Origin of the sequence: Methylobacterium sp. 88A (assembly GCF_000376345.1) — a bacterium.
GTDB classification, from domain to species: domain Bacteria; phylum Pseudomonadota; class Alphaproteobacteria; order Rhizobiales; family Beijerinckiaceae; genus Methylobacterium; species Methylobacterium bullatum.
The window spans coordinates 3,302,856-3,316,322 of record NZ_AQVT01000001.1; the positions used below are offsets into that span (position 1 = coordinate 3,302,856).

General features: G+C 66.8%; 15 protein-coding genes. 9 read left to right on the plus strand and 6 right to left on the minus strand.

Going from position 1 to position 13,467, the window contains the following annotated elements; translation table 11 throughout:
• Positions 1–5: 5 nt before the first annotated feature.
• The 7 genes from trpE (at position 6) to glp (ending at position 6,864) form a co-directional block, all read left to right on the plus strand.
• Positions 6–1,526, plus strand: a complete 1,521-nt coding sequence (trpE, locus tag A3OM_RS0115835) for an anthranilate synthase component I (protein WP_018044743.1) — start codon at positions 6–8, stop codon at positions 1,524–1,526.
• Positions 1,527–1,625: 99 nt separating this feature from the next.
• Positions 1,626–2,546, plus strand: coding sequence for an alpha/beta hydrolase (locus A3OM_RS0115840; protein WP_018044744.1), 921 nt, complete (start codon positions 1,626–1,628; stop codon positions 2,544–2,546).
• A 76-nt stretch (positions 2,547–2,622) separates the two neighbouring features.
• Positions 2,623–3,237, plus strand: a complete 615-nt coding sequence (locus A3OM_RS0115845) for an aminodeoxychorismate/anthranilate synthase component II (protein WP_018044745.1) — start codon at positions 2,623–2,625, stop codon at positions 3,235–3,237.
• 36 nt (positions 3,238–3,273) lie between these two features.
• Positions 3,274–4,287, plus strand: coding sequence for an anthranilate phosphoribosyltransferase (gene trpD / locus A3OM_RS0115850; protein WP_018044746.1), 1,014 nt, complete (start codon positions 3,274–3,276; stop codon positions 4,285–4,287).
• 11 nt (positions 4,288–4,298) lie between these two features.
• Complete coding sequence (gene trpC, locus A3OM_RS0115855) at positions 4,299–5,156, plus strand: indole-3-glycerol phosphate synthase TrpC (RefSeq protein WP_018044747.1); 858 nt, start codon at positions 4,299–4,301, stop codon at positions 5,154–5,156.
• The gene (moaC, locus tag A3OM_RS0115860) at positions 5,153–5,638 is read left to right on the plus strand and encodes a cyclic pyranopterin monophosphate synthase MoaC (RefSeq protein ID WP_018044748.1); all 486 of its coding nucleotides are present in this window, start codon (positions 5,153–5,155) and stop codon (positions 5,636–5,638) included. The genes trpC and moaC overlap by 4 nt, the downstream gene beginning before the upstream one ends.
• On the plus strand, positions 5,635–6,864 hold the full coding sequence (glp, locus tag A3OM_RS0115865; RefSeq protein ID WP_018044749.1) for a gephyrin-like molybdotransferase Glp: 1,230 nt from the start codon (positions 5,635–5,637) through the stop codon (positions 6,862–6,864). The genes moaC and glp overlap by 4 nt, the downstream gene beginning before the upstream one ends.
• Before the next feature lie 24 nt (positions 6,865–6,888).
• Here the strand turns inward: glp and A3OM_RS0115870 are convergent, their stop codons facing one another.
• The 3 genes from A3OM_RS0115870 to A3OM_RS0115880 are packed head-to-tail and all read right to left on the minus strand — an operon-like array spanning position 6,889 to position 8,454.
• On the minus strand, positions 6,889–7,584 hold the full coding sequence (locus A3OM_RS0115870) for an esterase (RefSeq protein ID WP_018044750.1): 696 nt from the start codon (positions 7,582–7,584) through the stop codon (positions 6,889–6,891).
• A 34-nt stretch (positions 7,585–7,618) separates the two neighbouring features.
• Positions 7,619–7,987, minus strand: a complete 369-nt coding sequence (locus A3OM_RS0115875; RefSeq protein WP_018044751.1) for a hypothetical protein — start codon at positions 7,985–7,987, stop codon at positions 7,619–7,621.
• A 23-nt stretch (positions 7,988–8,010) separates the two neighbouring features.
• Positions 8,011–8,454 (minus strand): OsmC family protein, encoded by a 444-nt coding sequence (locus A3OM_RS0115880; protein ID WP_018044752.1) that lies wholly within the window; start codon positions 8,452–8,454, stop codon positions 8,011–8,013.
• Between the two features lie 417 nt (positions 8,455–8,871).
• Between A3OM_RS0115880 and A3OM_RS0115885 the strand changes: the two genes are divergently transcribed.
• On the plus strand, positions 8,872–9,315 hold the full coding sequence (locus A3OM_RS0115885; RefSeq protein WP_026176097.1) for a PAS domain S-box protein: 444 nt from the start codon (positions 8,872–8,874) through the stop codon (positions 9,313–9,315).
• A gap of 125 nt (positions 9,316–9,440) precedes the next feature.
• Positions 9,441–10,691, plus strand: coding sequence for a formyl-CoA transferase (gene frc / locus A3OM_RS0115890; protein WP_018044754.1), 1,251 nt, complete (start codon positions 9,441–9,443; stop codon positions 10,689–10,691).
• A 162-nt stretch (positions 10,692–10,853) separates the two neighbouring features.
• On the opposite strand, the gene A3OM_RS0115895 is transcribed toward frc, so the two are convergent.
• The 3 genes from A3OM_RS0115895 to oxlT all read right to left on the minus strand — a co-directional run bounded on the left by A3OM_RS0115895 (position 10,854) and on the right by oxlT (position 13,214).
• A complete protein-coding gene (locus tag A3OM_RS0115895) occupies positions 10,854–11,354 on the minus strand; it encodes a DUF2867 domain-containing protein (RefSeq protein WP_018044755.1) in 501 nt (166 codons plus the stop codon).
• 218 nt (positions 11,355–11,572) lie between these two features.
• The gene (locus A3OM_RS0115900) at positions 11,573–11,791 is read right to left on the minus strand and encodes a hypothetical protein (protein WP_018044756.1); all 219 of its coding nucleotides are present in this window, start codon (positions 11,789–11,791) and stop codon (positions 11,573–11,575) included.
• Between the two features lie 106 nt (positions 11,792–11,897).
• Positions 11,898–13,214 (minus strand): oxalate/formate MFS antiporter, encoded by a 1,317-nt coding sequence (gene oxlT / locus A3OM_RS0115905; RefSeq protein WP_051074420.1) that lies wholly within the window; start codon positions 13,212–13,214, stop codon positions 11,898–11,900.
• Positions 13,215–13,467: the final 253 nt, after the last annotated feature.

Consider the following 13,467-nt stretch of genomic DNA (forward strand, 5'->3'; position numbering starts at 1 on the left):
CGACCATGTTTCAGGAGCCGGATTACGCCGCCTTCGCGGAGGCCTACGAGGCAGGGCGGCCGACCCTCCTCAACCTGACCCTGGTGGCCGATCTGGAGACTCCGGTCGCGGCCTTCCTCAAGCTGCGCGCGGTTCATGCCGGGCCGGCCTTCCTGCTCGAATCCGTCGAAGGCGGTGCGGTGCGCGGCCGCTATTCGATGATCGGCCTCGACCCCGACCTCGCTTGGCGCTGCCGCGACGGCCGGCCGGAGACCGCGCGGGGCAACGACCTGTCGGTTTTCGAGTCCGACGACGCCTCGCCGCTGGCAAGCCTCCGGTCCCTCATCGCCGAGAGCGCCATCGGAGCCGATGACGGCACCGAGCTTCCCCCCATGGCGGCGGGACTCTTCGGCTATCTCGGCTACGACATGGTCCGGGCCATGGAACGGCTCGGGGAGTCGAACCCGGATCCCCTCGGCGTTCCCGACGCGATCCTCGTCCGGCCGCGCGTCATGGTGGTGTTCGATGCCGTGCGCGACATCATCACCGTGGTTGGCCCGGTGCGCCCGAGCGCAGGGGGTTCGGCGCGCGCGGCCTATGAGGTCGCCCTCGCCCGTCTGGAGCGCGTGGCCGATGTCCTGGAAGGTCCGCTTCCGATGGAATCGCGGATCGACCCCCGCTCCATCGCCCATCCCGAGCCGGTCTCGAACACGACGCCCGATGCTTATCTGGACATGGTCGCACGGGCGAAAGAGTACATCGTCGCCGGTGATGTCTTCCAGGTCGTGCTGTCTCAGCGCTTCGAGGCGCCGTTCACGCTTCCGGCCTTCGCCCTCTACCGTTCCCTGCGGCGGACCAACCCGGCTCCCTTCCTGTGCTACCTCGACTTCGAGGATTTCCAGGTCGTGTGCTCCTCGCCCGAGATCCTGGTTCGGGTGCGCGAGGGCCGAGTCACGATCCGCCCCATCGCCGGCACCCGCCGGCGCGGCGCCACGCCGGCTGAGGACAAGGCCCTGGCCGAGGAACTGCTGGCTGATCCGAAGGAACGGTCCGAGCACCTGATGCTGCTCGATCTCGGCCGCAACGATGTCGGCCGGGTCTCGCGCATCGGCAGCGTGACCGTGACGGGGTCGTTCTTCCTCGAATATTACAGCCAGGTCATGCACATCGTCTCGAATGTCGAGGGCGATCTCGATCCGAGCCACGACGCACTCGATGCCCTCTCGGCCGGGTTTCCCGCGGGCACCGTCTCCGGTGCGCCGAAGGTCCGGGCGATGGAGATCATCGATGAGCTCGAACGCGAGAAGCGCGGCCCCTATGGCGGCTGCATCGGCTATTTCGGCGCGCGCGGTGAGATGGATACCTGCATCGTGCTGCGCACCGCTATCGTGAAGGACGGGCGGATGCATGTTCAGGCTGGCGCCGGCATCGTCTACGATTCCGATCCGGCCTCCGAGCAACAGGAATGCGTGAACAAAGCCAAAGCCCTTTTCCGCGCCGCAGAGGATGCGGTGATGTTCGCGAGCCGGGCGCGGCGGGGGCAGTAGTCCTTCCGCGTACCAAGGCAGCCCTTCCGCTCGTCCCGCGATTGCCGATAGACATCGAAGCGGTCGTATATCGGCCGGTTGCGATGGCGGAGGGACGTGATGGCTGGGACTGAGATCGACGCCGTCAGGGATCTCCTCGCGGCCAGTCCACGGTCTTCCAATCTCGCCGAGCGCCGTGAGCGGCTCGATGGATTCGGCGCGCATTATCCTGTCCCCCACGATGTGACGGTCGTGCCCGTCGATGCCGGCGGGGTGGCGGCCGAATGGACCGTGAGCCCGGAGGCCGACCCGGCCCGCGTCGTCCTGTTCCTGCATGGCGGCGGATACGTGTCCGGCTCGCTCAACAGTCACCGGCACATGATGGCCGAGACGGGCCGCGCCGCCGGAGCGCGCACGCTGGCCCTGGATTACCGGCTCGCGCCGGAACATCCGTTTCCCGCGGCCCTCGATGACGCCCTGGCGGGCTACCGCTTCCTCTTGGATTCGGGCGTCAGCCCAGGAAACATCGTCCTGTCCGGGGAGAGCGCTGGCGGCGGGCTTGCCGTTGCGACGGCCCTCTCGCTGCGTGATGCCGGCCTGCCGCTTCCGCGCTGTCTTTGGCTCACGTCGCCCTGGGTCGATCTGGAGATGACCGGTGCCAGCATGGACACCAAGGCGGCGGTCGATCCCCTGATCCAGCGGGAATACCTGACGGAACTCGCGGAGGCCTATTGCGCAGGAAAGAATGCTGCGACCCCGCTGATCTCGCCGCTTCACGCCGACCTCGGCGGCCTGCCGCCGATGCTGATCCAGGTCGGCAGCGCCGAGACCCTGCTGGACGATTCCCTTCGCCTCGCCGGGGTGGCCGCCTCGGCGGACGTCGGCGTGACGCTCCAAGTCTGGCCGCACATGATCCATGCCTGGCACATGTTCTATCCGCAACTCGCCGAGGGGCGGCGATCGCTTGCGAGCGCCGGTGCCTTCATCCGCGCGCATCTGGGGGACGGCACCGCCGTCCGGCATCCGACGATCGGGACCTGAGAGCGGGCGCGGCGCGAGAACGCTTGACCCTCTCGGCTCACCTCGTCACACGAGGGGGATCAAGAGAAGCGCGATCATGGCCAACGTCCTCGTCATCGACAATTACGATTCCTTCACTTGGAATCTCGTCCATCTCATCGGGCCGCTTTGCGGATCGATCGATGTCGTGCGCAACGACCGGATCACCATCGACGAGATCCGCGAGCGCGCCCCCGATGCGCTGGTGCTGTCTCCGGGGCCGTGCACGCCCAATGAGGCCGGCATCTGCCTCGACGTGGTGCGCGACCTCTCCGGCGAGGTGCCGATCTTCGGAGTCTGCCTCGGCCTCCAGGCGATCGGGCAGGCCTTCGGCGGCGACGTCGTGCGGGCGCCAAAGCCCATGCACGGCAAGGTCTCGAGCATCACCCACAGGGCGACGGGGGTCTTTCGCGGGCTGAACGGCCCCTTCGATGCCACGCGCTACCATTCCCTCGTAGTGGAGCGAGGCGGGTGCCCGCAGGACCTCATCGTCACGGCGGAAGCGGACGGGCTCATCATGGCGCTGGAACACGCCACACTGCCGGTCCACGGCGTGCAGTTCCACCCGGAGAGCGTCCTCTCACATCACGGCTCGCAGATTATGCGCAACTTCCTCGACATCGCCGCCGCTTGGAACGCGGGGCGTGACAAGCGAGGGTCCGGCGTGCATTGACGCGTCAGTCAGTACTGACTTACGCGTCGAACAGCCATGGACACCTTCAAGCCGCTCCTCGCGAAAGTCGCGGCCGGGTCGAGTCTCGACCGGGCGGAGGCGCGCGCCGCCTTCGACGACCTGCTCTCGGGCGAGGTGACGCCGGTCCAGGCCAGCGCCTTCCTCATCGCCCTGAAGGTCCGCGGCGAAGCCGAGGACGAGATCGTCGGCGCCGTGGAGGCCATGCGGGCGCGGATGGTGCGCGTGGCTCCGGTGCCCGGCGCCATCGATATCGTCGGCACCGGTGGCGATCATTCGGGCAGCTACAACGTCTCGACTCTCGCCGCGATCCTCACGGCGGCCTGCGGCGTGCCCGTGGCCAAGCACGGCAACCGCGCGGCCACCTCGCGCTCGGGTGCGGCCGATGTCCTCGTTTCCCTCGGGGTCAGGATCGGCCTCGACCCGGACGGGCTGGCCCGCTGCCTCGCGCAGGCCGGCCTTTGCTTCATGTTCGCCCAGACCCATCACGGCGCCATGCGCCACGTAGCGCCGGTGCGCTCCGAACTGCCGACGCGGACGATCTTCAACCTATTGGGGCCGCTCTCCAATCCGGCCGGTGTCGAGCGCCAGCTCCTCGGCGTTTCCACCGAGGCCTGGGCCGAACCCCTGACGCGTGTGCTGGGCGAACTGGGCAGCACGCGGGTCTGGACGGTGCACGGGTCGGACGGGCTCGACGAGATCACCGTCACCGGCCCGACGCCGGTGGTCACCCTGGAGGACGGGCGGATCGGCCGTTTCACCATCGATCCGCGCGACGTCGGCCTGCCGCTCTGGACCCTCGAGGATCTGCGCGGGGGCGATCCCGACCATAACGCGCATGCGCTGAACGCCGTCCTCGCGGGCGAGCGCAACGCCTATCGCGACATCGCCGTTCTCAATGCGGGGGCCGGCCTCGTCGTCGCCGGTTCCGCTCAGAATCTGGCGGAAGGTGTGGCGCGTGCGGCATCCGCCATCGACGATGGCGCGGCCAGGGCGACCCTCGCGCGTCTCGTCGCGGTCTCCAACACATGAAAGAGGCCCCGATGAGCGAGGCGAAACCCGTGGCGGACGTGGTTGGGGCACCGGCCACCACCGACCGGCGAGACGTGCTCTCGCGGATCGAAGCCTACAAGCGCCGAGAGATCGCCGAAGCCAAGCTGCGCGTACCCCTCGCCAAGCTCGAGAAGCGCATCGAGAAGGCCGCGCCCGTCCGCCCCTTCGCCGACGCGATCGCCGCCCATATCGCGCAAGGGCGTCCCGCGCTCATCGCCGAGGTGAAGAAGGCCTCTCCGTCCAAGGGCCTGATCCGCGAGGATTTCGACCCCGCCACCCTCGCCGCCGCCTACGAGGCGGGTGGCGCCACCTGCCTGTCGGTGCTCACCGACACGCCCTCCTTCCAGGGCAAGCCGGAATACCTCACCGAGGCACGGGACGCCTGCTCGCTGCCCGTATTGCGCAAGGACTTCCTGTTCGAACCGTACCAGGTGTTCGAGGCGCGCGCCTGGGGCGCCGATTGCGTGCTGGCGATCATGGCGTGCCTCGACGACGACGAGGCGCTGGCCATCGTCGAGACCGCGCACGATCTCGGCATGGATGTGCTGGTCGAGGTCCATGACGAGGAGGAACTCGCCCGCGCCATTCCGCTGGGCACCCGGCTTCTCGGCATCAACAACCGCGACCTGAAGACCTTTGAGGTCTCGTTCGATACGGCGATCCGCGTGGCCAAAGGCGTGCCGTCCGACCGTATCGCCGTCGCCGAGAGCGGAATCACCGGCCATGCCGACGTGATCCGCCTGGAGAAGGGCGGCCTCCGCACCATCCTCGTCGGCGAGAGCCTGATGCGGGAGGCGGACGTGACCAAGGCGACGAAGCGCCTTCTGTTCGGTAAGGCCGGCAAATGAGCACCCTCACGCATCTCGATGCGGCGGGCGCCGCCAATATGGTCGATGTCTCCGACAAGGCCGCCACCACCCGCACGGCCCGCGCCCAGGGCGTCGTGGTGATGCTACCCGAGACCCTGCGCCTGATCCGCGAAGGCGATGCCAAGAAGGGCGACGTGATCGGCACGGCGCGGCTCGCCGGCATCATGGCGTCGAAGCGCACGCATGAGCTCATCCCGCTCTGCCACCCTCTGCTGATCTCCAAGGTCCGGGTGGAATGTGAGCCCGACGATTCCCTGCCCGGCCTGCGCGTCACCGCTGAGGTCAAGGTGATCGGCCCGACAGGGGTCGAGATGGAGGCTCTCACGGCCGTCTCGGTCGCCTGCCTGACGATCTACGACATGGTGAAGGCCGCCGATCGCGGCATGCGGATCGAAGGCATTCATCTGCTCGCCAAGGATGGCGGAAAGTCCGGCTCGTACCGGGCCGAGGACGCCTCGTGAGCACGCTCATTCCGGTGGAGGAGGCGCTCGCGCGCATCCTCGCGAGTGCCGCCGAGCCGGTGGCGGCCGAGACGGTCACGGTGGCCGAGTCTTTTGGCCGGACGCTGGCCGAGAATGTGGCCGCCCTGCGCACGCAGCCGCCCTTCCCGGCTTCCGCGATGGATGGCTACGCCGTGCGCGCCGAGGATGTCGCCACCGTTCCGGCGACGCTGAGGCTCATCGGCATGAGCGCGGCGGGCCATGGCTTTGCCGGAACGATCGGCCCCGGCGAAACGGTGCGGATCCTCACGGGAGCTCCGGTTCCGGCGGGGGCCGACACGATCCTGATCCAGGAGAACGCCGACGTTTCCGACGACGTGGTCACGGCCACGGAGACGGTGGCCGCCAAGCGCCACATCCGCGTTCCGGGCCTCGATTTCCGGGCCGGCGATCCCCTCCTGCGCGCGGGTGAGAGCCTGGATGCCCGCCGCCTCGCCCTCGCGGCGGCCGGCGGCCACGCGACCCTGTCGGTTCGCCGCAGGCCGCGGGTGGCGATCCTCGCCACCGGCGACGAACTCGTGGCACCGGGCGAACCGGCCCGCTGGGACCAGATCGTGGCCTCGAATGGGTTGGCGGTGGCGAGCCTTGCCCGCGAGGCGGGTGCCGAACCGATCGATCTCGGCATTGCCGGCGACAGCCTCGCATCCCTCGAAGCGGCCCTCGGACGGGCGCGGGACGCGAAAGCCGATCTCCTCGTGACTCTCGGCGGCGCCTCCGTGGGCGATCACGACCTCGTCCAGGCGGCCCTGCATCGCGAGGGCCTCGAACTCGGGTTCTGGCGCGTCGCCCTGCGCCCCGGCAAGCCGCTGATGCATGGGCGCCTCGGGCCGATGATGGTCATCGGATTGCCGGGCAATCCGGTCTCCGCCGTGGTCTGCGGCCTACTCTTCGTCGTGCCGGCGATCCGCGCCCTTCTCGGAGACCCCAAGGCCGGGGCCGACCGCAGCGAGCCGGCGATCCTCGGCGCCGACATGCCGGCCAACGATATCCGTCAGGATTACATGCGCGCGAGGGTGGAGGCCAATGCCGGCGGCTTTCCGACGGTCCATGCCGAAACGCGCCAGGATTCCTCGATGCTCTCGGTGCTCGGCCAGTCCGAGGCGCTCCTCGTGCGCCCGCCCGGCGCTCCGGCGGCAAAGCGCGGCGACCCGTGCCGGATCATCCGGCTGGACCGGACGCTGCTCTGATCTACGCCTGCCGGGAACCGCCTGCTACGGACCGTCACCCTCGGGCCGGAACACAAAATCCATCGCCTGTGCCACGATGGCCGGCTGGTAGGCATGCGGGCCGTCATATTCCACCGACGTCACGTCGTAGCCGGCCTCCCTCAGGCGGGCGGTATGCACCCTCGCACTGCGATCGATGGGGATCTGCTCGTCTCGAGTTCCGTGTGAGAGGAAGATGCGCGGCGACCCGGATTGCAGGTGCACCGACAGGAACCCCGCCGACGACACGACGAGATGGGTCACCACATGGCCATTGGCGAGGCCGGCGGAGAGGGCGTAACTGCCCCCGTCCGAATGGCCGGCGAAGACGATGTGCAACGGATCGAGCATGAAGCGGGACGCCACATCGGTCAAAGCGAGGTCGAGCCGTTCGCGGTCCGGCCCATGACCGCCGATGACGAGATCCCAGGTCGGGAACAGGGATTGCGGGACGAGAAGCAGGAAGCCGCGCACCGCCGCGTGCTCTTCCAGCATGGGCAGGATTTTCTCGGCGCTCCCGCCTCCGCCATGGAAGAGCACGACCAGCGGCGTCGGACGGCGCGGATCGATCCCCGTCGGCACGATCAGCATGGCATCGCGCTCGTCGAAAAGGCCGAGCCGATGCCGACCGGGGGGAAGCGGTTCCACGGTCGGAAAGCGATGCGCGAAGGTGAGCCGCCCGGCGAGTTGCGGATCGATCATGGGGTGAATCTCCCGGCGGCCGGTTTCAAGAGCGCTATTCCGCCTCGGCCGCGGCCACCGGCTTGATCTTCAACTGGTCGATGATCCACAGCCAGCCACCATCGTCCTGCAGCCGCGCCGTCTCGACCGAGATCGTGCCGTTCGGCAGGCGCGCGAAGGTCATCGCGATCGCTCCGTTGCGGATGCTGGGCAGCGCTGCCGCGGCCGGGAATTCGGAGCGACGGGCGAGAAGGTCTGTATAGAAAGCGCGGATTTCCCGCTGCCCCGTCGCCACGACCTTGCCGGCGGCGAGCACGGCATCCTGTTCGTAGAGGGCGACCAATCCCTCCACGTCGCCGGCATTGGCCCGCTCGTTGAAGAGACGGGCAAGGTCTTCGGGTGATTGCGCGCGCGCGTGTGCCATGGCTTTTCCTTCCTCGTGAGCGGTTATTTCAACAGCGTTCCGTCCGAGTCGCGCACCGCAACGGTGACGGGAATCCCCGCTTTGACGCTCTCGGACACGGTGCAGAAGCGCTCGAACTGTTCGAGAACCTGACCGAGGCGGGGCATCGAACCTGCAGGAGCGGCAAGCGAGATTCCGACTTCGATCCCGCTGATCCTCAGGCGGCCCTCTGCGTTGCGCTCCACCCGAAAGCTGGATCGTGCGGCGAGCCCCGGGGCATCCTGTTTGAACTTGCCCAAAGCGAAGACCAGGCTGGCGCAGAGGCAGTTGGTGACGCCCGCGACCAGGATCTGCTCGGGAAAAGGCCCCTCCCCGCTGCCATAGGGCGGAGCCTCGTCGACGGCGAGGTTCGGGAAGGCCTCCCCGAAATCGATCTCGAACCGATACCCCTCGATCTGCCTGATGGTGATGCTGCCGTCACTGCCCATCCGGGACGTCTCCTCGAGGCTCGTTTGGCCAGCGCATGCGAGGCATGGCGGGAAGGCAACGCCCCGAGAGCGAGGACAAGTTCCATGTCATCCGCCGCTCCTGCATCCGTGTTGACAGCCAACGATCATTGGCATACCAAATACCAACAGTAGACGCACAGAAAAAGCAAGTGCGCGGAACATCTCTCGGACGGGGTTTGACCTTTCCGCGAAATGGAGGAAGCGATTACAATGATGCATTGCAGCATTCGCACCCGCAACATGTCTTTGGCTAAATCCGGTCTTGCGACGTCTTCGGTCTTCGCGCCGCGTCGCCGCGGCGAAACGTTCCATCGCGCCTGACGGCCAGGCCGGCCGGCGAAGTCGATGAACACCGTTTCGATCGAAGACGCGAAGCAAGCCAAGTCGGACCAAGCTATGTCGGACCAAGCTAATCCCGCCGGCATCGATTGTTCGCAACTGGTGGAAGCCGCCGGAGATGCCATCGTCGTCTCCGATCCCGAGGGAGCCATCGTGGTCTGGAACGCGGCGGCGGAGCGGATCTTCGGGTTCTCGTCCTCCGAGGCGCTCGGCCAATCCCTCGACCTGATCACCCCCGAACGCCAGCGCCAGCGTCACTGGGATGGTTACGCCAAGACGATGCGGACCGGCATCACCCGCTACGGCACCGAGGTGCTGCGGGTGCCGGCGCTTCACAAAGACGGCCGATCACTCTCGATCGCCTTCACCGTCGGCCTTCTCCACGGCCCCGACGGCACGGTGACCGGTATCCTCGCCATCATCCGCGATGAGACCCAGCGCTGGAACGACGAACGCCAGATGCGCAAGCGTCTGAGCGAGCTCGAAAGCACCGCCGCTTGAGTGGAGGCGCGCAGATCTCAAGATTTCGCCGGACTACGGGCCAACATGAGTTCCGGATCAGAACCGGACAGTCGAACTATCAGATCCATTATCGTTGCAAGACGATCGAAAGGGAGAACGTCCAGATGAGCAAGCCGCTTGAAGGCACCAAGATCATCGATTTCACGCACGTCCAGGCTGGCCCCGCCTGCACGCAGCTCCTCGCCTGGTTCGGCGCCGACGTGATCAAGGTCGAGCGTCCCGGTTCCGGCGACGTGACGCGCAACCAGCTTCGCCACGTGGAAGATGCCGACGCGCTCTACTTCACCATGCTCAACTCCAACAAGCGTTCGCTGACGCTGGACACCAAGACCCCCGAGGGCAAGGAAGTCCTCGAGAACCTCATCAAGCAATCCGACGTCATGGTCGAAAACTTCGGACCCGGCGCCCTCGACCGGATGGGCTTCTCCTGGGCGCGCATCCAGGAACTCAACCCGGGCATGATCCTCGCCTCGGTGAAGGGCTTCTCGGACGGCCACCATTACGAGGACCTGAAGGTCTACGAGAACGTGGCTCAGTGCGCCGGCGGTGCGGCGTCCACCACCGGCTTCTGGGACGGCCCCCCGACCGTGAGCGCCGCGGCACTCGGTGATTCCAACACCGGCATGCATCTCGCCATCGGCATCCTCACTGCGCTTCACCAGAAGAATAAGACCGGCAAGGGCCAGAAGGTCGCCGTGTCGATGCAGGATTCGGTGCTGAACCTCTGCCGCGTGAAGCTGCGCGACCAGCAGCGCCTCGACGCCCTCGGCTATCTCGAAGAGTACCCCCAGTACCCACATGGTGAGTTCACCGACGTGGTGCCGCGCGGCGGCAATGCGGGCGGCGGCGGCCAGCCGGGCTGGGTGCTGAAGTGCAAGGGCTGGGAGACCGACCCCAACGCCTACATCTACTTCACCATCCAGGGCCATGCCTGGGCCCCGATCTGCAAGGCGATCGGCAAGGAAGAGTGGATCGACGATCCGGCCTACAATACGGCGCGCGCCCGCCAGGACAAGATCATGGACATCTTCGGCACGATCGAGGAATGGCTCGCCGACAAGACCAAGTTCGAGGCCGTCGACATCCTGCGCAAGTTCGACATCCCGTGCTCGCCGGTGCTGTCGATGAAGGAACTCTCGGTCGATCCCTCGCTCCGCGCCAGCGGCACCATCGTCGAGGTCCAGCACCCGAAGCTCGGCACCTACCTGACCGTCGGCAGCCCGATCAAGTTCTCGGACATGCCGGTGGAGATCAAGTCCTCGCCGCTTCTCGGCGAGCATACCGACGAGGTCCTGCTCGACCTCGGCTACACCCAGCAGCAGATCGAGCGGCTGCATCAGGCGAACGCTGTCTGAGGCGGATACGCGGCGGCCCGTCCCAGGACGGGCCGCAAAATCGAGGAAAACGGCGCACCGCAAGGCGCGCCGTTTTCGTTTGGGAGGGGACCGGGCCGGCCCATCCTCATGGCCGCCCGTAAGGGCGCTCGGCGATCGACTGGCCTCGTCCCTGTGAAGGATCTACGGGCCGGAACGCGAGGCTTCCTGCCACGACGACGTCCTCAAGCGCCGCAGGTCGGCGGCGAGGATCAGGCGATGGATCGGCGCGACCGGCACCATGTAGGCTCGACCGAAGGCATTGTGGACGACGACCGACGACGTGATCGTGAGGCGATGACCGGACGTCGCGAGACAGATTATGACGTCCAGGTGCCGGTCCCGCTCGGTGAGGACCAGCATATCCGGCGCGCTGTGTTCCACGAGGAAGAAATCCAGCGTGTCACCCTCGCGGACATGCAGCCGTCGTGCTCCTGAAAAGCCGCCGATGGCCTTCACGCCGAAGCGCGCCGCGATCGCATTCCTCACGCGAAAGGCGAACGCCATGAGCGGTCGCGGTTCTGAGGAGATGACGTTCCAGGCGTGGAGCGGTGTCACCGCCGACGAGAGGACGACCGATCGCGTGTCGTAAAAATCGAGCTGATCGCGTGGCCGCAGAATGCGAACCGGCGGGTCGGCAGCCAAGCTCTCTCTCCCAGCTCATCGGTGGGACAGCCTTAGCATGACCGGCGTTGGGAGTCGGATCGTTCGATGGGCGGAACGAGGGCGACCTCCGTCATTCCGGGTCCGGCAGCCGTGCAGTCTATCCGCCCAAGGAGGCGGTGCGGCCCCGCTGCCCCGCAACGGGAAGCGAAGCTGGGAGGCCGTGAGGGGTGGTATCCGGCGTCGATGCGTCTTGCTCCTCAGCCCGCGAGGGCCTCGTAGGGGAGCCAGCCGGCGAAGGGTTCAAGAGTGTCCGGTCCGACCGGACGGTACCAACGCCAGACTTGCCGGGCCGCGCTCGGGGCGTACCAGCGGCCGGGGCGGCCCTCGGCCAGGATCGGGCCGAGTGTCAGATGGTTGAGCCAGATCCGCTCGACGATCTGCGGAGCCGTGTGCATCGGGTGCCAGGTCGGCGGCATCGGACATCTCCTGCGGAGGCGATCACGGGGGGCTGAAACGGGTGCGGGGGCCAGGACTTGGCGTCCGGCCCCCGCACTCTGTCATGGTCGGTGGCTCAGCCTGGGATCAGGCGGCGACCACGCGGGGGGCGGGCTTCGCCTCGTCGGAGACGGCCAGCGCCTGGGCCACCACGCGCTTGCGCCAGGGCTTGAGCACACCGATGGCCAGCAGCGAGGCCAGGATGTTGGCGCCTGCGGCGACGAGGAAGACGCCGTCCCAGCTGTTTGTGGCCTGCTGGAGGTAGTTGGCCACGGGCACGAGAAGCGCGGCGGTGCCCTTGGCGGTGTAGAGCAGGCCGGCATTGGTGGCGGCGAACTTGGTGCCGAAGGTGTCGGTGCAGGTGGAGGGGAAGAGGGAGTAGATTTCGCCCCAGGCGAAGAACACGAACCCTGAGAGCAGGACGAACCACAGGGGATCGTGGCCCCAGAGGTAGAGCATGTAGATGCCGAAGCCTTCCATGGCGAAGGCGACGAACATGGTGTTCTCGCGGCCGATCTTGTCGGAGACCCATCCGAAGAACGGGCGGGTGAGGCCGTTGAGGACGCGGTCGATGGTGGCCGCGAAGGTGATGGCCACCATGGTGATGCCCATGATGGTGACGGGCACCTTATCGACGCCGATATCGGCGGCGATGGGCTTGAGGTTGGCGGTGATCATCAGGCCGCCGGCGCCGACGATGACGAACATGAAGTACATGAGCCAGAAGATCGGCTGGCGGGCGACTTCGCCGGGGGTGTAGTTGCGCCGGGTCTGGATGATGTTGGCGTTGGCGACGACCTCCGGGACCTGGCCTTTCTTGGGCGAGGTGAAGAAGAAGGCGAGCGCGCAGACGACGAGGCCCTGGCCGATGCCGAAGTTGAAGAAGGCGGCCTGGAAGCCGTGGTCGGCGATCATCCACTGGATCGGGGCGACGGTCAGGGCGGAGCCGGCGCCGAAGCCGGCGGCGATGATGCCGGCGGCGAGCCCGCGCTTGTCGGGGAACCACTTCAGGGCCGAGCCGACGCAGGTGCCGTAGACGGCGCCGGCGCCGATGCCGGCCACGACCTGGCCGAGATAGAACATGTTGAGCGAGGCGGCGTAGGAGTTGATGACCCAGCCGATGCCGCACAGCGCGCCGCCGAACAGCACGACCACGCGCGGGCCGTACTTGTCCACGAACCAGCCCTCGATCGGGACCAGCCAGGTCTCGAACAGCACGAACAGGGTGAAGGCCCACTGGATCGCCGCCCGGTCGAAGCCGAACTTCTTCTGGATGTCGGGGACGAAGAACGTCCAGCCGTATTGCAGGTTGGCGATCATCACCATGCAGATCACGCCGATCACCAGCTGACCCCAGCGGTATCCATCGGATACTCGCCCGGTCGTTGTTTCCGCCCTCGTCATCGCGTCCTCCACGTTGTTCTATTGTGCATCATTCGAGGCATTGGAGCCGGTTGACCGGCATCCGATCCAAGAGAAAGCCGGCCATTGGCGCTGCCGACATTCTGGTATGTGGAATACCAGCCTCTCTCGGACGTGTCGGCTCGTCAAGAGCGAGATACAGAAAAATCGATTCCGCAACGCAGCAAACAGGGATTATTTTCAAGATGTCATCAAATCGAACAAAGTTCGATGTGAGCTATGCAATAGAAACAAC

Excerpts from the sequence above, each read along its gene's own strand:
- A3OM_RS0115900 (WP_018044756.1), bottom strand. The coding sequence starts at position 11,791 with ATGCCGCCGACCTGGCACCCGATGCACACGGCTCCGCAGATCGTCGAG.
- trpE (WP_018044743.1), top strand. The coding sequence starts at position 6 with ATGTTTCAGGAGCCGGATTACGCCGCCTTCGCGGAGGCCTACGAGGCA.
- A3OM_RS0115845 (WP_018044745.1), top strand. The coding sequence starts at position 2,623 with ATGGCCAACGTCCTCGTCATCGACAATTACGATTCCTTCACTTGGAAT.
- trpC (WP_018044747.1), top strand. The coding sequence starts at position 4,299 with ATGAGCGAGGCGAAACCCGTGGCGGACGTGGTTGGGGCACCGGCCACC.
- moaC (WP_018044748.1), top strand. The coding sequence starts at position 5,153 with ATGAGCACCCTCACGCATCTCGATGCGGCGGGCGCCGCCAATATGGTC.
- A3OM_RS0115875 (WP_018044751.1), bottom strand. The coding sequence starts at position 7,987 with ATGGCACACGCGCGCGCGCAATCACCCGAAGACCTTGCCCGTCTCTTC.
- A3OM_RS0115885 (WP_026176097.1), top strand. The coding sequence starts at position 8,872 with ATGTCGGACCAAGCTAATCCCGCCGGCATCGATTGTTCGCAACTGGTG.
- A3OM_RS0115870 (WP_018044750.1), bottom strand. The coding sequence starts at position 7,584 with ATGATCGATCCGCAACTCGCCGGGCGGCTCACCTTCGCGCATCGCTTT.
- oxlT (WP_051074420.1), bottom strand. The coding sequence starts at position 13,214 with ATGACGAGGGCGGAAACAACGACCGGGCGAGTATCCGATGGATACCGC.
- trpD (WP_018044746.1), top strand. The coding sequence starts at position 3,274 with ATGGACACCTTCAAGCCGCTCCTCGCGAAAGTCGCGGCCGGGTCGAGT.
- frc (WP_018044754.1), top strand. The coding sequence starts at position 9,441 with ATGAGCAAGCCGCTTGAAGGCACCAAGATCATCGATTTCACGCACGTC.
- A3OM_RS0115840 (WP_018044744.1), top strand. The coding sequence starts at position 1,626 with ATGGCTGGGACTGAGATCGACGCCGTCAGGGATCTCCTCGCGGCCAGT.
- A3OM_RS0115880 (WP_018044752.1), bottom strand. The coding sequence starts at position 8,454 with ATGGGCAGTGACGGCAGCATCACCATCAGGCAGATCGAGGGGTATCGG.